Below are 24,224 nucleotides of genomic sequence, written 5' to 3' on the forward strand. Positions count from 1 at the left end.
AATCCAGGGGTTTTGGGGCCGTCGCGGGCGTCTCAGCATGGAAGCGTTCTAAGCCCATTTTGAGCGGAAAGGAAAGGGAACGACGCGCATGGGGGCAGGCCGGCTCGGGCTCGGGAAGGCGCTGACACAGCACGTGGAAATGCCCGTTCCCACCCTTGCGCTTCGCGCCCGACGACGCTTGAATGCGCCGCTTAAGGGGCTTTTCATCATGACTTTGAACTTGAACGTCCGCGGCGCGATCCTGGTCGCCGCCGCCATCACTGGACTTGTGACCCTCGCCTCGCCCGCGCGCGCCGACCGCTGCGACGACAGCGCCAAGGAACTGGCGAACCAGGTCGATCGCCTCAAGGTGAATTTCCGGGCCGCCAACGTTGTTTACCTGACGCACCCGGCGGCCAAGGAGCTGTCCGTGGGTTGCCGCGGCGACAAATATTCCATCGAGCTCTTTGCCAAGGGTGACCGCAAGCCGACGCCGGAATTCTATGCGCTGGTGGGATCGATGGCGGCGATCGTCTTCACCGTGACCAAGGACGACACAACAACGGGCGCGACACGCTGCCTGAAGCGAATGGGTCTGCTGCGCGGCGACAAGGTCAGCATGCGCTATCGGCGGCTCAACATGGAATGCACCCGCACCAAGAAGGACGCGTCCATCGCGATCACGCGCGGCAAGGACGAGTAGAGGGACGTTCGCTCTTTCCACAAACTCGGTCATTGCGAGGAGCCCTTGCGACGACGCAATCCAGGCCGTCTCCGCGGAGATAGTCTGGATTGCTTCGCTGCGCTCGCAATGACGAGGAGAGGTCTGGTTGTCTCGTTCATAGATTGCGAGGCCGCGCACGAAATCAGCCCGCCACACCGCACCAGATCGCTCGCATTTTAACGATTGGCTTGAAAGAATTTTCGCTCGTCGCAGGGCAGGATCAATTGTTTCCATATGTGAGGATTTGCGGATGAACGTTTCTACCGTTGCGCCGCCGCCGATCGCGGTTGTGGTTCCGAGCTACGACACGACCAAGCAGCAGGACGATCAGACCAAGACCAGGGATGCCGACCCCACCTACAAGCCGCAGCCGCCCGCGCCGCTGCCGCCGGGTCAGGGCACGCGGATCGATCAGCTCGCCTGATCTCCTATCGACGACGAATCGCCCGATCCGGTCGATCGGGCTGTTTCGCGTCCGGCCGCATCTTCGCCGGAGAGCGGGATCAACATCTGCGTGGCCACTCCGGGGCCTGCGCATGATCGCAAGACTGCCGCTACTTGACACCACGATCGTCGCCGCCATGAGCGCGCAATCGTCCGCGTCCACGCGAACGTCGCGCCGGCCTCGGTGTTTCTCGCCGCGCCCGGCCGCGGTCATTTCCCCTTCGCACGACCCGTTGTAAACCACCGCCTCCGGCTCGGAGCGCATCTTCAAGTGTGATCCGCCTCATCAAATCTCCGCATCCGGCGTGCTCATCTGCGAGGCCGAACGAGCATGCGTCGATGGGACAGGCCGATGGAACTGAACGAAAAGCTGCTGTCGCTGGTGGGGGGCATCTACGATGCGGCGCTGGACGATTCCCGATGGCCGTCGACGCTTCGTTGCATCGTCGACATGGCGGGCGGCCAGAGCGGCGGCCTGGTCCGGATCGGGGCAGCCGGCGAGGCCGTGATCGCGCATGCCGTCGGGGTCGAGCCCGCCTATGTTCAGTCCTACATCGAAACCTACGAACCGTTCGATCCCTCGCGCGGCGTGCTCCACGCGCCGGTCGGCGAGATCCAGACGATCAGGGACTGGATCGACGTCGACGAATTCCGCACCACCATGTTCTACAACGAATGGACGCGGCCGCAGGGCCTCGAGGACGCCGCCAATATCCTGCTCGATAAATCTGCCGAGGGACTATCCCGCCTCTCCATCATGAAGGCCGGCGGCCCGGTCGATCGCAGGATGGTCCAGGTGATCTCCCATCTCACGCCGCATTTGCAGCGGGCCATGGTCGTCAGACAGCAGCTGCAGCAGCAGAATGCGCTGGAGACGATTTCGGTCCGCACGCTCGATGCCCTGCGAACCGCCGTGCTGCTGCTCGATGCCGACGCTCACATCACGCACGCCAATGCCGGCGCGCGCGACATTCTGGATGAGGCCGAAATCCTTCGTTCGGTCCGGGGCCGGCTGGTGACGTCCGACCCGAATGCCGATCGTGTGTTGCGGCAGGCGCTGGCGAGCACGGTGGTCGGCGACCGGGCGATGACGGGCGCGAGCATCTCGCTGCATCTGACGGCCCGCGACGGCTCGCATTTCGTCGCGCATCTCCTGCCGCTGACCGCAGGGCGCCGGCAAAGCTTCGCAGCCAGCTACGGTGCCTGCGCCGTCCTGTTCGTCAGCAAGGCCGCGTTCGATACGAGCCTCGCGCCCGACCTGATCCGCAAGCTGTTCAAGCTGACGCCGACCGAGCTGCGCGTGCTCCTGTCCATTGTCGAGATCGGCGGAGTTCCCGACGTGGCCAGAAGCATGGGCACCGCCGAAAGCACGATCAAGACCCATCTCGCCCGGATCTTCGCAAAGACCGGTACCAAACGACAGGCGGATCTGGTCCGGCTGATGGCGGCCTTCACACCGCCGATCAAGATCTGAAGTCGGAACGTCGCGCGGGCGGCAAAATCGCGTCTCCTCCTCCGATCGACTGACGTCGCCGCAAGCGAACCTCGCTAGAGGGAACCGCACCCACGCAACGGGAGACGACGATGTTCTGCAAGCCACCCTGCCCCGACGAGCACGACCTCTCTCCCGTCCCCGACGATTCCGACAATCTGCCTGAGCCGGAGCGTTCACATGCGCTTCCCGGCCACCACGCGTTCGGGCGATCGACCTTGCCCGAAGCGGCCCGGTCCGGAACGGGGGCTGCCGCCAGCCTCCCTCCGGACCGGCTAGATTCCCTGCGTTGAAAACGCTCTAGCCATCGAGCTCACGATAGCGGCGGAAGATGCCCTGCTCGTTGAAGGGAATGCGGCGCTCGCTTGCCAGATAGGCCTTGATGTTCGGCCGCGCGGCGATGCGGTCGTGCAGGGCGACGAGCCCCGGAATGTCCGTCTCAAACGCCGTCATGCGCTTGGGGAAGGCATAGCGCAGCCCCGCGACGATCTGGAACAGCGAGAGATCGACGTAAGTGAGCCGCCGGCCGGTGACATAGGCGCCGCCATTCCCGGTGAGAAGCTGCTCGAAATAGCCGAGATATTTCGGCACCCGCTCACTCCAGAAATCCGCCGTGCGTTTCTTCGCCGGCGGCTTCTGGTCCTCGTAATAGAGCGAGGGTCCGAGCGGATGATGGGTATCGTGGATCTCGACCACGAAATCGGTGATGGTGAGCTGCAGCTGGTGCACCCAGAGTTTTCCGGCCTCCGTCTTCGGCGCGAGCCCATGGCGGGCGCCGAGATAGAGCAGGATGTTGGCGGTCTGGCCGATGACGAGCTTGCCCGCTCTCAGGAACGGCGGCGCAAAGGGCGGCGTGCCCTGATGCGCGTCCATCATCTTCATCATCGCAGCCGTACCGCGCGCTCCGCGCGCGACATCGACGTAAGCGGCCCCCGCCTCCTCCAGCGCCAGCCGCACATATTCGCCGCGGCCCTGGATCTCGGGCCAGTAGTAGAGCTCGTATTTCATGAGAGAGGTCCGTGAGCGTGGGGACGATCGGACCAATGTAGCATAGAGCCGCATGTTCCGTCGTCGTGGGACGAAACATCGGCCCCACACGTCATTGCGAGCGCAAGCAAAGCAATCCAGAGCGTCTCCGCGGAGGCAGCCTGGATTTGCTTCGCTACGCTCGCAATGACGACTTGAAAGAGCTTCGTGCCCTTAACTCAATTCGCCGCAAAACAATACAACAACCCGTCGCCGCCGGTGCTCTTCAGATCGGCTTGCGAGCAGCCGCCCTCGGGACCGCGCGAGGGGTGGGAGCTGTACCATGATTTCGACGGCTCATCGTCGCGAAGGCCTTGACGATCCGCGTGGCCGACGACCGCGGCGCCTTGCGTGCTCGACGTCCAATTCTTGCAGGTCTTGTCGTCACCGGCGGCGAACGCGGTGCCGTCGGGTTGCGTGCCCGTCAGGATGTCGTGCCGGTTCGGCGTGTCACCGCGGCCGTTGATGACCTCGCCCTTTTCGCTGAGCGCCGTCTGCTTGGTGAGGTTGTTGGCAGCGCCGTGCAGCTCGGCCACGTCCTTGGCGATCATCGTGCCCTTGGCGTTCTGCCACGGTCCCTTGCCGATGCGGTCCTTGGCGTTGACGGCCGGCTTGCCGTCGGCGGCCTGCGTCGAGAGATAGGCACGCCAAGTCTTGGTGGCGGCGCCGCCGGCCTGCGCAAGCTTCTGGCACTGCGCATCGGCTCCCTCGAGCCCGCCGAGATCAGCGCCCTTGCCCGGGCCATTGGACGTCACGAAGAACGTCATGTCGGCCGACTGCGCTTGCGCCGATGGCATCGCCAGTAAGGCCATTGCCAGCGCAAGGCCTGAAATCGTCACGGTCTTCTCGATGCGGATCATGTGGTCCTCCCGTTGTGCTTGTCGTTGGCTGCCTGATTTCAACCCAAGGCGCGTCCGCTTATTCCAATGCCGCGCGAGACGCCGAAAAGAAAAAGGCGCCGTGCGGTAAGCACGACGCCCTCGTTTCGTCGGAGTGTTTCAGCGATCAGTTGGTCTGCTGGATCGCCGACAATTCCCAGCCGCTGCCGGGCCGTCGCGCGAAGGTCCAGACTTCGGTGACTTCGCCCGGCTGTTCGCTGCCGGCGACGACCGTGCCGCTGTTGCGGTCGAGCGTCTTGTCGGTGAGTGCGAAGCGCAGCGCCACTGTGGCGTAGTCGGTCTCGCCTTCACGCCAGGCTTCCGCTAGGTCGCCCTGCAACAGCTTCACATTGGTGACCTTGTTGACGACGTTCTTCGCACGGTTCTGGCCGAGGTCCTGCTCGAAATAGGAGACCATTTCCGGCGTCGCGAGCGTATGCAGCTTGGCCACGTCCTCGTTCGACCAGGCGGTCTGGACGTCGCCGAGCAGGCGCTCGAACGCCTCGTAATCGTCCGGCTTGATCTCGAGCGGCGCGTTGTTGGCGTTCGCGCCGAAGCCGAAGCCGCCAAGACCACCACCAAGTCCGCCCCGCTGGTTCGGCTGCGGTCCGGGAGCTGCGCCCGCATCGGCATTGGCATAGGCCGCTTGCGGCGTGTGACGGCGCTGCCACCAGGACATCGCCAGCCGCACCACCAGCACCACGAGCGCGATCTGGATGATCAGGCCGATGATCGAGGACAGGCCGCCGAGGCCGCCGAACAGGCCGCCGCCGAACAGCATGCCGAGCAGGCCGGCACCGAGGAAGCCGGCCGCAAGGCCGCCCATGATGCCGCCGGCGCGACCGCCGAACAGGCCGCCGCGCGCGGGCGCGGACGCAGCCGAGTTCATGCCTGCGCCCGGCTGGGTGTAGGTGCGGTTGAATTGCGAGGCCGAGCCCGGCGCCGTGGAGGTCGAGGGCGGCGCCGCAAAGGTGCGCGCGCCGCGTGAGCCCGACGAGCCGCCGCCGCCGACACGCGCGTCGGCGGACGAGATCGCCAGGGCGGTCGGCAGCGCAAGCGCCAGCACGACAGCGATCGTCTTGAAGAGACTGCGGGAGCGTAGCGAGAAATTCATGTGCGTTTCCCAAATCCCCGGCATGGGGAAGTGCCCCTAAGATGGGCAGACTTGCCGAAAAGTGAAGTGTGTTTGGGAACTTGCGGCTGCGGCCCTCAGTCGCGGGGATGTGGCAAAAGCCCATATTTGGCGAAGGCTTGGCCGGATGCGCGGGGGAACCGGGTTGCGGGCTACCGGCGACTTAGAGTGCGAACTCCGCTTTTCCCTCGTCAATGACGGCAGAACGAAGCCCCTCCCTCACCCCTGCTTCGCCATCGTCTCCTTCACCGCCGCCACCAGCTGGCTGAGCGTGAACGGCTTCGGCAGGAAGTCGAACTGCTGTCCCTCGGGCAGGCTCTTCTCGAAGGCGTCCTCGGCATAGCCGGAGACGAAGATGAATTTGATGTCGGGCTTCTTCTCCCGCATCGCCTTCAAAAGCGTCGGGCCGTCCATCTCGGGCATGACCACGTCGGAGACGACGAGATCGATCGCCCCGCTCTGCTCCTCCAGCACTTCCATGGCGTCGACGCCGTTCTCGGCCTCGACCACGGTGTAGCCGCGCGAGCGCAATCCGCGTGCGTTCAGCGCGCGCAGGCCCTCTTCGTCCTCGACCAGCAGGATGGTGCCCTGCCCCGTGAGATCGGTGCGCGGCTTGGCCTCGGCCGCCGCGGCGTCCTTCCCGGCGCCGTTGGTCGCGCTGACCGCAGCCGCCGGCTGCTCGACCTGCGCTTCCGGCTCGGCATGGTGACGCGGCAGGAAGATGTGGAACGAGGTGCCCTGTCCCGGCGCGGAATCGACGTAGATGAAGCCGCCGGTCTGCTTGACGATGCCGTAGACGGTGGAAAGCCCGAGGCCGGTGCCCTTGCCGACTTCCTTGGTCGAGAAGAACGGCTCGAAAATCTTGTCGCGGATGTCGGCGGGAATGCCGGTGCCGGTGTCGGCGACCTCGATGCGGACATAATCCGCAGCCGGCATACCCTTGTAGGCGAGCCTGGCCGCTTCATCCGCGGTGACGTTGGCGGTGCGGATGATCAGCTTGCCGCCGTCGGGCATGGCGTCGCGCGCGTTCACCGCGAGATTGACGATCACCTGCTCGAACTGGGAGACGTCGACCTTGACCGGCCAGAGATCGCGGCCGTGGATGGTCTCGTGCTTGACCTTCTCGCCGATCAGGCGGCGCAGCAGCATGGCGAGATCGGACAGCGCATCGCCGAGATCGAGCACCTGCGGCCGCAGCGTCTGCCGCCGCGAGAACGCCAGCAGCTGCCGCACCAGCGTGGCAGCCCGCGTCGCGTTCTGCTTGATCTGCATGATGTCCTGGAACGACGGATCGGTCGGCTTGTGCGCGTTCAGCAGGAAGTCGTTCGCCATCATGATGGCGGAGAGCACGTTGTTGAAGTCGTGGGCGATGCCGCCGGCGAGCTGGCCGACCGTCTCCATCTTCTGCGACTGGTTGATCTGGTTCTCCAGCGCGCGCCGCTCGGTGGTCTCGAGCATGTGCACGATGGCGGCTTCCGCCTCGTTCTCGGCCGCATCCACCGGCGTGACGAAGAACTGGCCCCAGCGCTCCCTGGGCCCTTCCAGCGCCACTTCCACCGGCGCGACGTCGGCCTGGCCTTCGGCGGCCTGGTTGATGGCCGCGATCAGGAGGTGACGGTCGCGCGAATTCACCGCGCGGAAGATCGACTTGGAGGCGCTGTCGAGCCCGAGCGCCTGCCCGAGCTTGGCATAGCGCGCGTTGGACCGTACCACGTTGCCGGCGCGGTCCACGGTCGCAATCGCCATCGGCGTATGGTCGAAGAAGCGCATGAAGCGCACTTCGGCGGCACGATCGGGATCGCTGCGCTCGTCGCGGGCGCGGCTGATCACGAGCGTGCGCGACGGGCCCGGCGCGCCGTCGGCGCCAAAGGCGAGCTTGTGATAGAGCCGCACCGGCATGGTCTTGCCGGTGCGCATCCGCAGGTCGATGTCGAAGACCTCGGTCTTCACCTCGCCCGGCACCGCCACGATCGAGGTCAGCAGCGAGGCGCCGTCGCCGGAGACGATGTCGGTCAGCTTGAGGCCGCCCGAGCCGATCTCGGCGAGGTCGTAGTCGAGCCAGTTCGCCAGCGTCGCGTTGACGTAAGCGAGTTCCCCGGCCGGATTGACCGAGAAGAACCCGCACGGCGCGTGGTCGAGATATTCGATGGCGTGCTGGAGCTCCTGGAACACGTCCTCCTGGCGTTCGCGGTCGCGGGTGATGTCGGCGATCGACCACACCGCGTATTTCGCCTCGCGCTTGCCGGTGCCGAGCGGGCGCACCCGCATGCGCAGCCAGCGGCCCTGGCTGCCGTCCTGGCCGGAGATGCGGACCTCTTCCTGCTGCCGCTTGCCTTCGCGCGCGGCCTTGAGCAGGCGGAACACGGCCTCCGAAACGTCGGGATTGCCGATGAAGACACGCTCGACCGGGCGCACGTCCTGCGGACCGCTGGCGCCGGTGAGCGTCAGATAGGCGGCGTTGGAATAGACCACGTGGCCGCGCGGATCGGTCACGGCGAGGCCATCGAACCCGTGATCGGCGATACGCCCCACGACCGGATCATCGAGGCTGCGGTCGGCGAAGCGGATGATCCCGGCGGCGAAAGCGAACAGGTTGAACAGGCCGACCATCGCCAGCACGGCAAGGATGCCGAGGATATAGGGCTGCGCCTGCACGCGCCCGAGCGTCATCAGCCCGACGGCGACGGCGACGAGGCCGGCGGCCACCAGCAGCACCAGCGCAATGCTGCCCGAGCGCGGCGACGGCTCGTGCGTCGCAACGGGCTCGCGGGTGAGATCGTGGTCGGACTCGGCGGTCATTCTCGAGCTGGCGCAGCCTGTCGACAGAGAATCAACGCGCGACAGCGCGCGTGGGGTCCTCCCTGCCTGAATCGGACCCTGAGGTGCAAGGGCCGTAGGGGCGAAAGGTACGCTGATTCCCAGATTACGGCCATTTCCGGTACTTTTCGGGTGTTTTTATCCTCGCCCGGCGCTGAAGCCACGCTTCAGCCGCATGACGTAGCCGATGACTTCGGCGACCGCATGGTAGTGCTCAGCCGGGATTTCCTGGTCGATCTCGACGGTGGCGTAGAGCGCGCGGGCGAGCGGCACGTTCTCCACGATCGGGATGTCGTGCTCGCGCGCGATTTCCCGGATCTTGAAGGCGAGATTGTCGACGCCCTTGGCGACGCAGATCGGGGCCGTCATGCCGCGCTCGTAGGACAGCGCCACCGAATAGTGGGTCGGGTTGGTGATGATCACCGAGGCCTTGGGAACCGCCGTCATCATGCGCTTCCTGGAGCGTTGCTGGCGCAACTGCCTGAGCTTGCCCTTGATGTGCGGATCGCCTTCGGACTGCTTGAACTCTTCCTTGATCTCCTGGAGCGACATCTTCTGCCGCTGGAACCAGCTGCGGTACTGGAAAAAATAATCGGCAATGGCGATGATCGCGAGCGCCGCGACCACCGCCCCGAGCAGATGGATCGTCATGCTGGTGCTGGCGCCGAGCATGGCGGCCGGGTCGAGCCTGACCATCGCCTCCATGCGATGCCGCTCCGGCCACAGGACCATGGTCATGACCACGCTGAGCGCGACCAGCTTGCCGATGCCCTTGAGAAAATTGGCCGCCGCCTGCTTGCCGAAGATGCGCTTGAAGCCGGCGCCGGGCGAGATCTTGCTGAATTTCGGCGTGAGGGATTCGGCCGACCAGACCAGGCGGTGCTGCAGCATGTTGCCGGCAATCGCCGCCAGCATCAGCATCAGCAGCGGCACGCCGATCGCTGCGAGAATGGCGAATTCGATCTGCTGCATCAGCGCGATCAGGGCCTTGCCGTCGGTCTTGATCATCCAGGAATTGGCGAGCAGGCCCCGCATCGGCGCCAGCAGCCCGCTGCCCACCGAGCCCGAGAAGGTGGAGACCACGAGCGTGCCGCCTGCCATCATGAACCAGGTGTTGATCTCCTGGCTCTTGGCGACGTCGCCGCGTTCGAGCGCGTCGTCCAGACGCTTTTGCGTCGGGTCTTCTGTTTGACTCTCTGGGTCCTTGTCTTCTGACATCGATCGACCGTTACCTCAGCGGCATCAACTGGTGCATGACACCGATGAAATAATCCAGATACGTCCCCATCATCGCGGTGAGCACGACGGCGAGCACCAGGAAGCCCGCGAAGATCGAGAGCGGCACGCCGACGAAATAGACCTGCATCTGCGGCATCAGCCGCGCCAGCACACCCAACCCGATGTTGAAGACGAGGCCGAACACCAGGAACGGTCCCGAGAGCTGCAGTCCGAGGCTGAACGCGGCGGCAAAGGCGCGCGTGGCGAGCGCGGCCACATCGCCGCTCGATACGGTCTCGCCCGGCGAGAAGATCGTATAGCTGTCGTTCAGCGCCGCGATCACCAGATGATGGCTGTCGGTGGCGAACAGCAGCGTCACCCCGAGCATGGTCAGGAAGTTGCCGACCAGCACGCCCTGCTGGCCCTGCGTCGGATCGACCGAGGTGACGAAACCGAGCCCCATCTGCTGCGCGATCACCGATCCCGCGACCTGGAGCGCCGACAGCGTCACGCGCGCGGTGGCGCCCAGCACGATTCCGATCGCGATCTCGTGCAGCATCAGGACCAGGAGCGGCGCCAGCGAGCCCATGTCGACATGGTAGGCGTTGCGATGCAGCGGCAGGATGATCAGCGTCAGCAGCAGCGCGATCGACAGCTTGATCCGCGTCGGAATATTGGTCTCGCCCAGTCCCGGCAACAGCATCACCATCGCGCCGACCCGGGCGAAGGCGAGCATGAAGGAGGCGGCGAGCGCCGGCAGCAGCGAGACGTCGATGCGCATAATTGACGCATCTTGCCTCAGCCGCCGATGATTCGCGACGATATCCGCAGCATATAGGCGTGGAGCGCGTCGGCCATGAACGGCAGCGTCAGCAGCATCGTGGCAAAGATCGCGAGGATCTTCGGCACGTAGATCAGCGTCTGTTCCTGGATCTGCGTCAGCGCCTGGAACAGCGACACGACGACGCCGACCACCAGACCGACCACCATCAGGGGGGAGGACACGATCACGATCGTCCAGATCGCATCGCGCGCGACGTCGAGGGTCTCAGGTCCGGTCATTGTACTGTTCCGCTGCTCGTTGTCCAAAGGTGTCGGGAAGCGAGTGGCGAATAGCGAGTAGCGAATGGGCGACCCCAATTCGCTACTCGCCATTCGCCACTCCCCCAATTCAGATCGGCATCTTCATGATGTCTTCATACGCGGCGATCACGCGGTCGCGGACCGAGACCAGGGTGGACACAGCGACGTCGGTGTCCGCCACCGCCGTCACCACGTCCATCACGTTGGCCTTGCCGGCGGCCATCGCCACCGTCTGCGCGTCCGACTTGCGGCCGGACTCCATGACGCTGCCGACGGCGTCCTTCAGCATCGAGGAAAAGGATGGCCCGCCGGCCTCGGTGGCTTTGCCGGCACCGCTGTTCTCCAGCACCCGGGCGAGGTTGGCATAAGCATTGGCTGCGATTGTCGGTGATGCCATGGCTCAATTGTCCTGTTCAGCTCTTGAGGATGTCGAGCGTGCGCTGGATCATCCGGCGCGTCGCACTGATGATGTTGAGGTTGGCCTCGTAGGACCGCTGCGCGTCGCGCATGTCGGTCATCTCGACCACCGAGTTCACGTTTGGATATTTGACGTTGCCGCTGGCGTCCGCGACCGGATTGCTCGGCTCGTATTTGACGCGGAAGTTCGACTGGTCGGGCTTGATCTTGCCGAGGGTGACGACCTGCGCGTCGAGCGTGCGGTCGAGCGCGGAGGAGAAGGTCGGAACCTTGCGCCGGTAGGGATCGCCGCCGGCGGTCTGCGAGGTCGAATCCGCGTTCGCGATGTTTTCCGAGATCACCCGCATGCGGCCGGCTTGCGCCCGCAGACCGGAGGTCGCGATCGCCATCGAGCGGGCAAAGTCGCTGCTGTCATTGGCCATGATGCGCCTCCTCTAGCTCTCTCGTCCGAGCATGATCTCCGCGCAAACGCGTTCCGCGTTTGTCGCGAGGGAAAACCGCTTCACACTTTTCCGGATCATGCTCTAGCCCTTGCCGATCGCGGTCTTGAGCAGATGCAGGCTCTTCGAATAGAGCGAGGTCGCCGCCGCGTAGTCCATCTGGTTGCTCGCCGCCTTCATCATCTCCTCTTCGAGATTGACGGCGTTGCCCGCGGGGCGTGTCTCGAAGCCCGCGTTCCTGTTCTGGTCGAACCCGGAAGCAGCCCCCGACGGCGTCATGTGAGAGCCGCTGGTGCGGGTCATTGCCAGGGGACCCATCGAGCCGGTGACGGCTCCGGCCTTGTCGAACTTGGGCTCGACAAGGTCGCGCGGCCGGAATTTGGGCGTGTCGGAATTGGAGACGTTCTCGGACAGGACGCGCTGGCGCTCCTGGTGCCACTGCATCTTGGTGCGAAGCGCCGACAGCACCGGGAGGTCGTTGATGGACATCGTCGCGGCTCCTTCCGCCTTCTTGCGAACCTTGGGTCCGCCGCTAGGCAGAATTTGCCGCGTGTATGGTTAACAGCTGGTTAAGACCGCCCTCGAGGCGTGTCCCCGGGCGGGACACCATTTTGTGCTCCCGTGATTCTACGTCTCCAAAACCGGCATTAACCCAACCATTTGGCGGCCCGTGCACAGCCGAAGAAGTCGTTTTGGATCGAGCGATTCATGGGTTATTAAGAGTTGGGGACGGCAAAACTTGCCGTGGGACGTTAAGAAATCGCAGTTTGGGGCATCGTTAAACCAGTGGTTGGCGCGTCCAACCATCGGCACGAGAACAGCGCCATTTGTCGGGGACAAGTATGCAAGGCAGCCCTATCACCTTCATCGTCGCGTTCATCGTCGTCCTGGCGTTGATCGGCGTCGCTGCCTGGCTGGTGCGCCGATTCGCCGGCAGCCGGGTCGGCGCCAACACCCAGCGCGGCAGGATGCCCCGGCTCGCGGTGATCGACGCTGCCGCGGTCGACGGTCGGCGCCGCCTGGTGCTGGTCCGGCGTGACAATGTCGAGCATCTCCTGATGATCGGCGGGCCGACCGACATCGTCGTCGAGCCCAACATCGTTCGCGCCGCGCCCGGCCGCGACCAGCTTCCGCAGCGTCCGAACGCCGCGGAACCGCCGCGGCTCGCGCCCATGCCGGATACCAGCGGCTGGGCCGACGAGGCACCGCGGCCGGAAATGCTCGATCATCCCGAGCCGCAAATGCCCGAGCCGCCGCCGCGGCCCGCGCGACCGTCCTTTGCCGACGAGGTGCGCCGGCCCGCTCCCGCGCTGGCCGAACGCCGCAGCGATCCCCTCGCCGGCTTCACGGCCGAGCCGATCGCGCCACGCCTCGAGCGTGAACCGCGGCCCGAGCCGCTGCCGCCGCGCGTTCCGCGCAGCGAGCCGCCACTGATGCCCCGGCCGCCGCGCCAGAGCGAGCCGCCGAAGATGCCGCCGGTGCGCGCCGAGCGCGTCGCGGCCCCGCCTCCGCCGGTGCCGCAGGCTCCGCCCGTTCCGCCGCCGGCTTCCGCCGCAGCCCCCTCCAGTGCCGAGCAGAATCTCGCCGAGATGGCACAGCGGCTCGAAGCCGCGCTGCGTCGCCCGGCCGGCGACACGGTCGCGCCTCCGGTTGCACCGGAGCCGCCTGCCGCTCCCCGCGCGCCGCGCGCAGCGAGCCGCCGGCCCCACCGGCCCCGCCCGCGAAACCGGCCGCGGAAAAGACCAGCTTTGAAAATCTCGAAGACGAGATGGCCTCGCTGCTCGGCCGTCCGAAGCCGTCTTCGTGAGGCTGCCGTCCCTCCCGCGTAGAGTTGTTTTCCTTTCTGTTCTGATCGGCGCGGCATCGGCAGCGATGCCGGCGCATGCGCAGGACATCAGCATCAATCTCGGCGGCGGCGCTGGCGGCGGCGGCGTCACCGAGCGCGCGATCCAGCTGATCGCGCTGCTCACCGTGCTGTCGATCGCGCCGTCGATCCTGATCATGATGACGTCGTTCACGCGCATCGTGGTCGTGCTGTCGCTGCTGCGCACCGCGATGGGTACGGCGACCGCACCGCCGAACTCGGTGATCATCGCGCTGGCGATGTTCCTCACCTTCTTCGTGATGGGGCCGGTGCTGCAAAAATCCTACGACGACGGCATCCGCCCGCTCGTCGCCAACCAGATCGGCGTCGAGGACGCGCTGCAGCGCGCCTCCGTTCCGTTGCGCGGATTCATGCAGAAGAACGTGCGCGAGAAGGACCTCAAGCTGTTCCTGGACCTCTCGGGCGAGCCGCCGCCGGCCACTCCCGACGAGCTGGCACTGCGCATCCTGGTCCCCGCCTTCATGATCTCCGAGCTGAAGCGCGCCTTCGAGATCGGCTTCCTGCTGTTCCTGCCCTTCCTCATCATCGACCTCGTCGTCGCCTCGGTGCTGATGTCGATGGGCATGATGATGCTGCCGCCGGCCACGATCTCGCTGCCGTTCAAGCTGATCTTCTTCGTGCTGGTCGACGGCTGGTCGCTGGTGGCGGGGAGCCTTGTGCAGAGTTACGGGGGCGGGTGAGCCTCTGGTGACGCCTTCGCCAAGGCTTCGACGGACACGTCGCTGCGCTCGCTGTGACGGAGGATGCGTCGCTATCCCGGACGCGCTTCGCGCGAACGCGGCTACCGCGCCATCTTGATCTGCCGCACGACCGGGATCGTCGGCAGCGAGCCGGTGTGGTCTTCTTCCTTGGCCTGCGGCGCGCGGGCGGTGGCGTCGGGGAAGCGCTGCTTCATCTCGCGCAGGAAGCCGTCGAGCGTATCGACGCTGGCGGCGAGCTTGGCGATCTCGGCGAATTCGGCGCTGGAGGCCGCGGCCGGCTTGCTGGCGATGTCGAAGGCCAGACGATCGGCGCTCTCGCTCATCAGCGGCGCGTATTTCTCGCGGAAGCGCGACAGGCCGATCGAGTCGTCGGCGAGCGCGTAGCCGACGGCGGCGCGGATGATGTCGCTCTTCTCCACCGAATTGAGCGGCTTGAAGTCGCGGAAGCGCTCGCCGTAATAGAGCTCGATCTGCTCGGCGGACTCGCGCCAGCGCCGTGCCGCCCAGAAGATGTCGGAACGCAGCCGCAGCACTTCGCGCCCGGAGACGTTGGAGACGATGTCGAGCGCGAGATCGTGACGGCCGACGTCGCTCTGCGCGCGCGCTTCCAGCAGCAGGCGCTGCTGCCTGAGCTCGCCGGAGAGGTCGCTGATGCGGCTCGCGCGCAGCGCCGTGATCGCCTTGTCCGGCTTGCGGTTGGCGAGATAGATCATGGACAGGCGAGCGGCGACCTGGGCGCGGGCGGCGCCTTCGAGGCGGTGGTCGACCTGATATTGCAGCAGCTCGGCCGCCTGGTCGAGCAGGTCGATCGAGGCGAGACGGTCGGCGAGACGGCGGATCAGCTCGTCGCCGCGCCTGCCGATCGGCGTCAACTCGCGAAACTCGTAGAACAGCCCGAGCGCCTCGACCTCCGGCAGCTCGTCACCCTTCGGCCCCAGGAAGATCTGCGTGAACAGGTCCGAGGCGAGATCCTGCGCCTGACGCGAGGCTTCCGCGTTCGGCTGCAGCCTGGTCGCGGTGCGCGCCGCGGTGAGCGCGTCGCGGTAACGCCCGCCCTCGGCGTACATCTTCGCCAGGATCTGCAGCGTCTTGACCTCGATCAAGTCGCCGCGCCAGGTCATGGACAGGGTCTCGAGCTCGCGCAGCGCCTCGTCCTTGCCGATCTCGTCGCGCTTCTGCCGCAGCGCGATCTCGAGCTGCTTGGCCTCGGCCGCAGCCGGCCGATCGGCCGAGGCAGCCGCGAATTTGTAATCGTCGAGCGCGTCCTTGTCGTGGCCGAGCGCCTCGGCGAGCCGGCCGCGCAGCACGGCAAAGCCGGGCGCCGCCTCGGGCGAGACGCCGACGACCTCGAGCTCGCTGCGGCGCTTGGAGGCGCCGGCATAGTCCTTCACTTCGAGCGAGGCGCGCATCGCCTCCATCGTCACGATGCGCTGGATGTCGAGCGGCAGCGAGGCGATCGCGAATTCGACGTTCTTGAACTTCTCGCGCGCGTCAGCCCATTTGCCCTGGCGCGCATAGGCGAGCGCCTTCCAGAGCTGGGAATCGTGGCTGTTGCCGATCACGGGATTGGCGAGGTCCTTCAGGCCCTGCGCCGGGCGGCCGATCAGGATGCTGGCGATCGCATGCATGATCAGCGCGCCGCTCTCCTCCTTGTTGAGCGGGTCGCTCAGCATCAGGTCGGTGACGGCCTTGGCCTCGTGATACATCGCGCGCGACATGTAGAATTGCGCGAGCTCGAGCCGCGGCAACGAGCGCAGCGCCGGCTCGACGGCCGAGATCGCCGCGATCAGCTCGCTCTGGCGCGCGATGAAATTTTCCGACTGGCCCTTGCGCCAGCCTTCGGGGCTGAACACCGGACGCACCGCGGTCGGCGCCCGTTCGGCTGAGATGTCGACCGGCGACAGCGTCAGTCCGCCCTTCTTGCCGAGGATCACCTTGTCGGCGCCGACCTCGACGCCGATCTCGTCGGAATTCGGCCGGATCGCGATGCCGTGCGCGGATTCCAGCAGCGAGAGATCGACGAGATCCTGCCGCTTGATGAAGCCGCGCACCGGCCGCTGCGCGGTGACGACATAGAGCATGTCGCCGGCATCGGGATCGGTGAGCTTGTGCAGCTGGCCCGGATTGGCGAAGGGGATGGCGATGTTGGCGAGCGCGGGGTCGGTGATGTTGCGCGATATCATCAGCGGCAGCGGCGTCGTCTGGATCTTGTCGGCGAGCGTCAGCAGCCAGTTGGTCTCCTTGCCGACCTCCTCGCTCGCCAGCGAATAGACCAGCGGACGGGTGAGACGGATGCGCACCGCCTGCCCCTTGTCGAGCGGAATGCGGCCGACCTCGCCGATCATCACCCCGCCCTTGCTGCGGATCGCCTCGAGGTCGATCGGCTTCGGCGTATCGAACACCAGCCACACCGTGTCGCCGCGGCGGAACGCCGCCGCCGGTGTTGCGACCGGAATCGGGAACGTCACGCGCAAGCCGTCGCTGTCGCGGCGCGCATCGACGCTGGCGACGGTGGGCTGCGGCGCGGCCGGCGCCTCGGCGGACGCAGCCTTGACGGCGTCCTTGACCGGCTCCTTCGCAGCCTCTTTCGGCGCTTCCGCAGGCGCCGGTTTGGCGGGCGCGGCCACAGCTTCGGCAACCGGCGGCGCGGGCTTCGCAGCTTCCTTCAAAATGTCCTTCGGAGCTTCCTTCAGAGCTTCCTTAGACGCTTCCTTGGGCGCTTCCGGCGCGTGCGCGGCCTCGGTCGCGGGAGCTGGCGCCGGTTTCGGCGCTTCCGCGGGCGGCATCGCGGTGGGCGCGTCCGGCTTCACCTCGGGCTTGACGTCGATTTTGGCTTCGCGCGCGATCGTCTCGGAGGTCGGCGGCGCGATCTCGCCATGGACGTCCTTATGGGCGTCCTTCGGCTTCTGGGCCGCTTGCTTGTCCGGCGCCGGCGCCGGTCCGCGACCGGCAGGCTTCATCTGCGCGATCGCCGCCTCGGGCGTCGCGGCGGTCTTGCCCTTGTCGGGCTGGAAGGAGACGTCGACGACGTAGTTCTTCTCGTCGCGAAACGAATGCACGTCGGAATCGCCGATCAGCGCGATCTCGACATTGGTCTGGTCGATGTCGGCCTTCTGCTTGATCGAGGCGACGTTCGGCGGCGCTGCGACGACCGCGTCCGCCAGATCGAAATTCAGGTTGGCGTTGAAAGCGAGCGTGAGCTTCTGCTCGTTGAGCACGGAGGACACGCCGACGCCGTCGGGCATCTCGAACACGAAGCGCACGAAGGTCGGCTGCACCGAGGCACGCACGCGGATCTGCGGACGCTTCTTGCTCTCCGCCGCGGCACGCTGGGCGCGCAGCGCGCGTTCGGCCGCGCGGGCGCGCTCGGCGAGTTCCTTGACCACGTCCATCGGTAGGCTCGGCGGCGGTCCCTTCCAGCCCTCCGGCAGGAGGTCGACGAAGGTACGCTCGCCGGCATTCATGGTGTTAACGGTGACGCGGCGCGCCAGCGACAGGCGGATGGCGCCGCCATCGGGGTCGCGGCGCGCGGAGTTGACGTAATCGGGCGCGCCTTCGGGCACACGGTCGACGGGAACGTCGACCGGTCGGTCGAAGCGGATGATGAGGATGGAGCCCGCGGTCGTCACCTCGGAGGGAACGTCCTCGCCGAGCTTGATGACGAGACGGGCAAAGCCGCCGCCGGCCGAAAAGCTCGCCTCGCCCCTGACGGTGTCGGCCGCCCGGGCAGGCGCACCGAGGCCGACCAGCAGGCAGACCGCCAGCGCGCGGACGTGACGCGACAGCCCCGGCGCCAGAGCGCGGGCTCGCGACCACAATCCATCGGCAGCCTCTCGCGCCATTTGCGGCATGTCTTCCGTTTCGACGGGTCCACGACGGCACTGGTGCCGGCCCCTGCCCCGACTCTAAGGTTTTGCCAATTAAGGACTTCTTAAGTATGAGCCCTCAATTCGGCTTTTGCGTCGGCTTGCCGTCGATCTTCGGCAACTCGCCGGCAGAGGCCGACTGATCGCCGCCGCCATTGGCACGGCGGGCCATCTCGACCGTCAGCTTCTCGGCGGCCTCCGGCGACATCAGTCCCATGATGTCCGACATCTTCCGTGGCGCGATCGCCGAGGCGATCTCGATCAGCACGCCCATCTCGAGCCGGTCGAACACCCGCGCAGCGTCCTTGGGCTTCATGCCCTCGTACATGGTCACGAGGCCCTTCATCCGCTGGGCTTCGGCCGCCTTCTGCTCGGCCTGCGTCGCGGAGATGCGGGTTTCCACCGCCTTCATCTCCTCGACCTTGCCTTCGATGCGCTTCTCGGCCGACTTCAACAGGCTCTCGCGGATGTCGATCTCGCGCTGGCGGGCCTCGATCTCCTGGCGGCGCGCCTGCAACCGTTCGAGGATCGCGCGCTCGGAGGCCGAGATCTGCGGCTGGGCTTCGTCGATCTTGACCACGGTGCCTTCCGGCTTGGTCTCGGGCGCGGCGGGCTTGGGCGCCTCCTTCGGCGCGCCGTGGGTCGAGCCGGTGATGATCTCCGGCTCCTCGCGGCCGGTCGGGAAGTTCAGATTTTCCTCCGCCCAGGACTTCTTGGTCTGGTTCGGCTTGTAGTCGAAGACGTAGCCGCCATTGATCACGAGGCCCGCCACCTTCAGCGTGGCGAGACCTGCGATGGCGACCAGGACGACCGGGATGACGCGGATGTTACGAAAGGACTTCATACCCTGACTTTATGCGGCAAGGCCGTTGGACCGTCGGCGTTCGGAGAAGGCTTCGGCCGCAGCCGCCACCGCCTTCGCCGACGAGGGCTTGGCTGCGGACGCGACGACCGTTTCGGGATTGGTCATGGGGCGCGCCGCGATCGCGATCTTGGACAACCGCCGCACCACGTTGTCGGCTTCGCCGAGCTGCTTGTAGAGCTGGTCCGACATCTGCGTCGCCGCGACGAGCTGGCTGCCGAGGTTCTCGTTGACGTCGCGCACGGCGAGCTTCAGCCCGCCGATCGCGCGCTCGGCGATCTCGGTCGCTGTGATCAGCTCGCCGATCACCGCCTTCAGCGAATGCTCGTCCGCCTTCAGCCGCGTCAGCCGCTTGTTGAGCATGACGCAGTAGAAGATCGTCAGCATCAGCAGGATAGCCACCAGCGTCTCGATCGCCATTCCAAGGGAGTGGTTCATGGGGCCTCCATCATCTTGTTCTGCTCGTCCACCTTCTCGAACATCGCAAGTGTCGTACTTGGCTTGCGCAAGGGTTTCGTCACGCGGATCGCGACGCGGTCGCCGACCCGGCCCATCCGCCCCTCGGTCAGCGTGACGTCGCCGCAGCGCACGGTGACGTTGGCGTCGGCGCGCATGTCCAGCGGCAGCGTGTCGCCGACCTTGAGCCGCATCAGCTGCTTGAGCGGAATCTCGGCCTCGTAGAGCACGGCATCGACGGCGATCTCCGCCTGCACGATCTCGGTGGCGAAATGGCCTTCCCAGACCGGATCGCGGCCGAACTTTTCGCCCATGAACATCTGGAGCAGAACGCCCCGGATCGGTTCGATGGTCGCGTAAGGCAGCAGCAGCTCGATGTTGCCGCCGCGGTCTTCCATGTCGATGCGCAGGCGCACCAGGATCGCAGCGTTGGCGGGACGGCTGATCGCGGCGAAACGCGGATTGGTCTCGAGCCGGTCGATCGTGAAGGTCACCGGCGACAGCGGCCGGAACGCCTGCTCGGCGTCGGCCATGACCACCTCGACCAGCCGCTTGACCAGCTCGGTCTCGATCGTGGTGTAGGGCCGCCCCTCGATGCGGAGCTGGCTGGTGCCGCGGCGGCCGCCGAGCAGCACATCGATCATCGAGTAGATCAGGCTGGAATCGACCACCGCCATGCCGAAATTGTCCCACTCTTCGGCCTTGAAGACGGTGAGGACGGCGGGCAGCGGGATCGAATTCATGTAATCGCCGAAGCGCACCGAGGTGATGCGGTCGAGCGAGACTTCGACGTTGTCGGAGGTGAAATTGCGCAAGCTCGTCGTCAGCAGCCGCACCAGGCGGTCGAAGACGATTTCGAGCATCGGCAGACGCTCGTAGGAGACCATCGCCGAATCGATGATGGCGCGAATGCCGGAATGGTCGTCGAGGGTGACGTCGCCGACGGCGAAGCCGAGGAGGTTGTCGATCTCCTCCTGCGACAGCACCCTCTCGCCGGAGTTCTTGCCGGTGCCGAGATCGCGGCTGCCGTCCTCGACCATGGCCGCCCATTGCAGGGCCATGGTCTCCGATAGTTCGTTTTCGGCGGCAGCCTTCGCGGCCTCCGCGGGATCCTCGGAATCGAGCGATGCCTCCCATTGGGCGGCAATCGCATCCTGGTCCATTTGCTCGTTGCCGGCCATGACGCTAGCCCGTTACCTTCCGCAAGCCGTCACTGGATCACGACTTCCTTGAACAGCACCGCGCTGACCTGGACCGGGGCGACCGCCGCGTTGACGCGCTTGGTCAGCTCCTCCTTGAGGCGGAAGATGCCGGCCGACCCGTTGAGGTCGGAGGGACGCAGCTCGCGCACGTAAGTCTGGAAGATGTCGGTGACGCGCGGCATCGTCGGCTTGATCGCCTCGATCTGCTTCTCTTCCTTCAGCTCCAGCACGATCTTCAGCCGCAGATATTGCACGCGCTCGCCGGGCGCGCCGGCGAGATTGACCATGATGTCGGGGACGTCGACGAAGGACGGCGGCTTCGGCGGGGGTGCTGCCTCGGCATGATGCTCGTCGTCGCCGTGACGAAAGAAGAAGAACCAGGTCGCAGCACCGCCGCCGAGCACGGCGAGCAGGCCGACGGCCATGATGATGAGCTTCAGCTTGTTCTTCGGCGGAGCGGCTTCCGCGCCTTCAGCGGCTGCGCCGCCTTCCGCTTCGTTCTCTGCCATGATCGCCGCGCCCGGATCTCTCAAAGGGGTCGAAAGAGCGAAGCCTCAAGACAAGAACGCGATACAAATGCCCCGGCGCGATGCGCTCCTCTTCATGCAAACGCTACGGTAATAATGGTTAACGGAACCTTTCGATTGGGCATCCACTAGGAAAAATCTGCCGGGCAGACATGGCTAACAGAACCTTTCTGCCGCCCTCCGACGCCCCGCAAAAATAAGCAAGCCGCTGAAATTACAAACTTTTTCAGGTTGGCACGGCTTTCGCTGAGAAAGGATCGAGACCGAACGGTTTGGGAGAACCCGACGGTCTCGTTCACGGGGTCCGCCACGGCGCTTGGGAGAGCGAAATGGCAGATCCGCTCAGGGGAGATTTCCGATGCAGAACGCGCTTCTGATCGGCTTGTCACGGCAGATGACGTTGGAACGGCAGATGGATGTCATCGCCAACAACGTCGCCAATGCCAACACCAACGGCTTCAAGGCCGACCATTCGCTGTTCGAGGAATTCCTCAACTCGAACGCGCGCGAGGACAATTTCGTCGGCGCGGACCGTCGTGTCTCCTACGTGCAGGACCGCGGCACCTACCGCGACATCGGCCAGGGGCCGATGGAGGCGACCAGCAACCCGCTCGACATGGCGATCGACGGCAACGCCTATTTCGCCGTGCAGGCCAATGGCGGCGAGATGTTCACGCGCGACGGCAAGTTCTCGCTCAACAGCACCGGTCAGCTCGTCACCCCGAGCGGCAATCTGGTGCTCGGCACCGGCGGCCCGATCACCTTCCAGCCGACCGATCACGACATCAACGTCGCGCCGGACGGCACCATCACGGTGCTCGAAGGCACCGCCAAGACCGACTCGATCCGCGGCAAGATCCGCATGGCCTCGTTCGACGATCCGACCAAGCTGACCAAGCTCGGCGCCAATCTCTATTCCGCCGGCTCCGCCACCCAGCAGCCCGATGCCAAATCCACCGTGCGCCAGGGCTATCTCGAGAAGTCGAACGTGAATTCGGTCGGCGAGATGACCCGCATGGTCGAAGTCATGCGCAGCTACACCGCCATCGCCAACCTGCTCCAGCAGCAGAGCGACCTCCACAAATCGGCGATCGAGAAGCTCGCCGACGTTCCGGCCTGATTGAAGGAGAACTGAGATGCAGGCGCTTCACACCGCGGCGACCGGAATGGCGGCACAGGAACTCAACGTTCAGGTGATCTCCAACAACATCGCGAACCTCCGCACCACCGGCTTCAAGAAGCAGACCGCGGCGTTCCAGGACCTGATCTACGAGCACGTTCGCCGCGTCGGCGCGCAGGCCTCGGACCAGGGCACCATCCTGCCCGTCGGCGTCGACATCGGCGGCGGCGTCAAGACCGTCGGCACGCCGCGCAGCATGACGCAGGGCACGCTGTCGCAGACCGGCAACGATCTCGACCTCGCGATGTCCGGCGAAGGTTTTTTCAAGATCCTGATGCCCGACGGCACCTACCAGTACACCCGCGACGGCACCTTCCAGATGGACAACCAGGGCCGCGTCGTCACCGCCCAGGGCAACCCGGTGCAGCCGACGATCACGATCCCGAACAACGCCTCCGGCATCTCGGTGAGCGAGCAGGGCCAGGTCTCGGTGACGCTGCCGGGCTCGTCGACCTCCTCGATCGTCGGCCAGATCGGCGTGACCCGCTTCATCAACAAGGCCGGCCTGCAGCCGGTCGGCAGCAACCAGTTCACCGAGACGCCGTCGTCCGGCCCGCCGCAGGACGGCACCGCGAACTCCGAGGGCTACGGCAAGATCACGCAAGGCAGCCTCGAGCAGGCCAATGTCGACGTCGTCTCGGAGATGAGCGACCTGATCGCCGCGCAGCGCGCCTACGAGATGAACGCCAAGGTGATCAGCGCCGCCGACCAGATGATGCAATCGACCACGGCGCTGTTCCGCTGAGGTGATGACGATGATCCGCACCACCCTCGCCACCCTCTTCGCCCTGCTCGCGCTGGCCCTGCCGGCAGCGGCCAAGGACGACTTCATCGCCTCGCCGACGCTGCGCGCGAGCGTCACCGTGACTTCGGACGTGGTGCGGGTCGGCGATCTCATCGACAATGCCGGATCGGCCGCGCTGATCCCGGTCTACCGCTCGCCCGATCTCGGCACCACCGGCACGCTGACGGTCGGCCAGGTGCTGTCGGTGCTCCGCGCCAAGCAGGTGATCGGCGTCATGACCGGCGACCTCAAGGAGGTCCAGGTCACCCGCCTCGCCCGCACGCTGGCGAACAAGGATCTCGAAACCGCGGTCGCATCGGCGCTCGAGCGCCGCTTCGGCCTCGGGGACGCCGCCAACATCAACGTCACCTTCGACCGCGGCGTCGCCGAGATGCGGCTGGATGCCTCCAACTCCGGCGCGCTGCAGCCGGTCGCAACCCGCTATGACGCCCGCAGCGGCCGTTTCGACATCGCCTTCGAGATCGCCAACGACAACAATTCGACCCCGACCAAGCTGCGCTTCACCGGTACCGCGATCGAGACGGTGGAAGTGGCCGTGCTGACGCGCGACATCGACCGTGCCGAGCTCCTGAAATCCTCCGACGTCACGCTGGAGCGCCGGCCGAAGGCCGAGGTCACCGGCGAGGCCGCCTCGCGCGAGCGCAGCGTCGGGATGCAGCTGCGCCGGCCGATGCGGGCAGGCACGCCGCTCCGCGTCGCCGACATGGTCAAGCCCGAATTGGTGGTGCGCGATCAGGCCGTCACCATCATCTACCAGGTGCCCGGCGTCTACCTCACCACGCGCGGCAAGGCGGTCGAGAGCGGCGCCGAGGGCGACGCCGTCAGCGTGGTCAATGTGCAAACCAAGCGGACGTTGACCGGCACCGTCACCGGCCGCGGCCAGGTGACGATCGAGGGCGCGAGCCACTCCGCACCGATGGTGCCCGCGGTCGAGCAGACCTCCTCGCTCAAGCGCGATGAGGCGCCCGCCCCCGTCGACACCGCAGCACTCCTCCGGAACCTGGTGCAGGCCCCCGCGTCGCCGGCCCAGATCGCAGAAGCCCAGATCCCGCAAGCTCGCGCCTCGCAAGCTCAAGCCAAGTAAGAGTTC

At 66.0% G+C, this 24,224-nt stretch carries 22 protein-coding genes and 1 pseudogene; 8 read left to right on the forward strand and 15 right to left on the reverse strand.

What is annotated here, in order from left to right:
- Window positions 1–208: 208 nt before the first annotated feature.
- The 3 genes from CIT39_RS23235 to CIT39_RS23245 all read left to right on the forward strand — a co-directional run bounded on the left by CIT39_RS23235 (window position 209) and on the right by CIT39_RS23245 (window position 2,621).
- Entirely contained in the window at window positions 209–682 is a 474-nt protein-coding gene (locus CIT39_RS23235) for a hypothetical protein (RefSeq protein WP_094972315.1), read from the forward strand.
- 271 nt (window positions 683–953) lie between these two features.
- Window positions 954–1,127: a hypothetical protein gene (locus tag CIT39_RS23240; RefSeq protein WP_162848669.1), complete on the forward strand. Its 174-nt coding sequence runs from the start codon at window positions 954–956 to the stop codon at window positions 1,125–1,127.
- 372 nt (window positions 1,128–1,499) lie between these two features.
- Window positions 1,500–2,621: a helix-turn-helix transcriptional regulator gene (locus CIT39_RS23245; protein ID WP_094972316.1), complete on the forward strand. Its 1,122-nt coding sequence runs from the start codon at window positions 1,500–1,502 to the stop codon at window positions 2,619–2,621.
- Between the two features lie 318 nt (window positions 2,622–2,939).
- Here the strand turns inward: CIT39_RS23245 and CIT39_RS23250 are convergent, their stop codons facing one another.
- From CIT39_RS23250 to flgB, 10 genes are all read right to left on the reverse strand, one after another.
- The gene (locus CIT39_RS23250) at window positions 2,940–3,647 is read right to left on the reverse strand and encodes a glutathione S-transferase (RefSeq protein WP_094972317.1); all 708 of its coding nucleotides are present in this window, start codon (window positions 3,645–3,647) and stop codon (window positions 2,940–2,942) included.
- 197 nt (window positions 3,648–3,844) lie between these two features.
- Entirely contained in the window at window positions 3,845–4,525 is a 681-nt protein-coding gene (locus CIT39_RS23255; RefSeq protein WP_094972318.1) for a lectin, read from the reverse strand.
- A 145-nt stretch (window positions 4,526–4,670) separates the two neighbouring features.
- Entirely contained in the window at window positions 4,671–5,681 is a 1,011-nt protein-coding gene (locus CIT39_RS23260) for a Tim44 domain-containing protein (protein ID WP_094972319.1), read from the reverse strand.
- Window positions 5,682–5,894: 213 nt separating this feature from the next.
- On the reverse strand, window positions 5,895–8,474 hold the full coding sequence (gene cckA, locus CIT39_RS23265; RefSeq protein ID WP_094972320.1) for a cell cycle histidine kinase CckA: 2,580 nt from the start codon (window positions 8,472–8,474) through the stop codon (window positions 5,895–5,897).
- Between the two features lie 156 nt (window positions 8,475–8,630).
- The gene (gene flhB, locus CIT39_RS23270; RefSeq protein WP_094972321.1) at window positions 8,631–9,710 is read right to left on the reverse strand and encodes a flagellar biosynthesis protein FlhB; all 1,080 of its coding nucleotides are present in this window, start codon (window positions 9,708–9,710) and stop codon (window positions 8,631–8,633) included.
- Window positions 9,711–9,720: 10 nt separating this feature from the next.
- Window positions 9,721–10,491 carry a flagellar biosynthetic protein FliR gene (gene fliR / locus CIT39_RS23275; RefSeq protein ID WP_094972322.1) on the reverse strand — a complete coding sequence of 257 codons (771 nt, stop codon included), beginning with the start codon at window positions 10,489–10,491 and terminating at the stop codon, window positions 9,721–9,723.
- Window positions 10,492–10,508: 17 nt separating this feature from the next.
- The gene (fliQ, locus tag CIT39_RS23280; protein WP_094972323.1) at window positions 10,509–10,772 is read right to left on the reverse strand and encodes a flagellar biosynthesis protein FliQ; all 264 of its coding nucleotides are present in this window, start codon (window positions 10,770–10,772) and stop codon (window positions 10,509–10,511) included.
- 109 nt (window positions 10,773–10,881) lie between these two features.
- Entirely contained in the window at window positions 10,882–11,190 is a 309-nt protein-coding gene (fliE, locus tag CIT39_RS23285) for a flagellar hook-basal body complex protein FliE (RefSeq protein ID WP_094972324.1), read from the reverse strand.
- 16 nt (window positions 11,191–11,206) lie between these two features.
- A complete protein-coding gene (gene flgC / locus CIT39_RS23290; RefSeq protein ID WP_094972325.1) occupies window positions 11,207–11,632 on the reverse strand; it encodes a flagellar basal body rod protein FlgC in 426 nt (141 codons plus the stop codon).
- Between the two features lie 102 nt (window positions 11,633–11,734).
- On the reverse strand, window positions 11,735–12,139 hold the full coding sequence (gene flgB / locus CIT39_RS23295; protein WP_094972326.1) for a flagellar basal body rod protein FlgB: 405 nt from the start codon (window positions 12,137–12,139) through the stop codon (window positions 11,735–11,737).
- Window positions 12,140–12,492: 353 nt separating this feature from the next.
- Between flgB and CIT39_RS23300 the strand changes: the two are divergent.
- A pseudogene (locus tag CIT39_RS23300) lies at window positions 12,493–13,457 on the forward strand (flagellar biosynthetic protein FliO).
- Window positions 13,454–14,215 carry a flagellar type III secretion system pore protein FliP gene (fliP, locus tag CIT39_RS23305; RefSeq protein ID WP_094972328.1) on the forward strand — a complete coding sequence of 254 codons (762 nt, stop codon included), beginning with the start codon at window positions 13,454–13,456 and terminating at the stop codon, window positions 14,213–14,215. The pseudogene CIT39_RS23300 and the gene fliP overlap by 4 nt, the downstream one beginning before the upstream one ends.
- Window positions 14,216–14,316: 101 nt before the next feature.
- Here fliP and CIT39_RS23310 read toward each other — a convergent pair whose 3' ends face one another.
- The 5 genes from CIT39_RS23310 to fliL form a co-directional block, all read right to left on the reverse strand.
- Window positions 14,317–18,078 (reverse strand): tetratricopeptide repeat protein, encoded by a 3,762-nt coding sequence (locus CIT39_RS23310; RefSeq protein ID WP_162308633.1) that lies wholly within the window; start codon window positions 18,076–18,078, stop codon window positions 14,317–14,319.
- Window positions 18,079–18,181: 103 nt separating this feature from the next.
- Window positions 18,182–18,946: a MotE family protein gene (locus tag CIT39_RS23315; protein ID WP_094972330.1), complete on the reverse strand. Its 765-nt coding sequence runs from the start codon at window positions 18,944–18,946 to the stop codon at window positions 18,182–18,184.
- Window positions 18,947–18,955: 9 nt separating this feature from the next.
- Window positions 18,956–19,402, reverse strand: a complete 447-nt coding sequence (locus tag CIT39_RS23320; RefSeq protein WP_094972331.1) for a DUF6468 domain-containing protein — start codon at window positions 19,400–19,402, stop codon at window positions 18,956–18,958.
- A complete protein-coding gene (gene fliM / locus CIT39_RS23325; protein ID WP_094972332.1) occupies window positions 19,399–20,601 on the reverse strand; it encodes a flagellar motor switch protein FliM in 1,203 nt (400 codons plus the stop codon). Before fliM ends, CIT39_RS23320 begins: the two co-directional genes overlap by 4 nt.
- A 29-nt stretch (window positions 20,602–20,630) precedes the next feature.
- Window positions 20,631–21,131 carry a flagellar basal body-associated protein FliL gene (gene fliL / locus CIT39_RS23330; RefSeq protein WP_018321851.1) on the reverse strand — a complete coding sequence of 167 codons (501 nt, stop codon included), beginning with the start codon at window positions 21,129–21,131 and terminating at the stop codon, window positions 20,631–20,633.
- 376 nt (window positions 21,132–21,507) lie between these two features.
- Here fliL and flgF point away from each other — a divergent pair, with 376 nt between their 5' ends.
- From flgF to flgA, 3 genes are read left to right on the forward strand one after another with little or no spacing between them, the layout of a single operon-like run.
- Window positions 21,508–22,269, forward strand: coding sequence for a flagellar basal-body rod protein FlgF (gene flgF / locus CIT39_RS23335; protein ID WP_094972333.1), 762 nt, complete (start codon window positions 21,508–21,510; stop codon window positions 22,267–22,269).
- 16 nt (window positions 22,270–22,285) lie between these two features.
- Window positions 22,286–23,074: a flagellar basal-body rod protein FlgG gene (gene flgG / locus CIT39_RS23340; RefSeq protein WP_091965437.1), complete on the forward strand. Its 789-nt coding sequence runs from the start codon at window positions 22,286–22,288 to the stop codon at window positions 23,072–23,074.
- Window positions 23,075–23,084: 10 nt separating this feature from the next.
- The gene (gene flgA, locus CIT39_RS23345; protein ID WP_162308634.1) at window positions 23,085–24,218 is read left to right on the forward strand and encodes a flagellar basal body P-ring formation chaperone FlgA; all 1,134 of its coding nucleotides are present in this window, start codon (window positions 23,085–23,087) and stop codon (window positions 24,216–24,218) included.
- The last annotated feature ends 6 nt before the right edge of the window (window positions 24,219–24,224 follow it).

Origin of the sequence: Bradyrhizobium symbiodeficiens (assembly GCF_002266465.3) — a bacterium.
GTDB classification, from domain to species: domain Bacteria; phylum Pseudomonadota; class Alphaproteobacteria; order Rhizobiales; family Xanthobacteraceae; genus Bradyrhizobium; species Bradyrhizobium symbiodeficiens.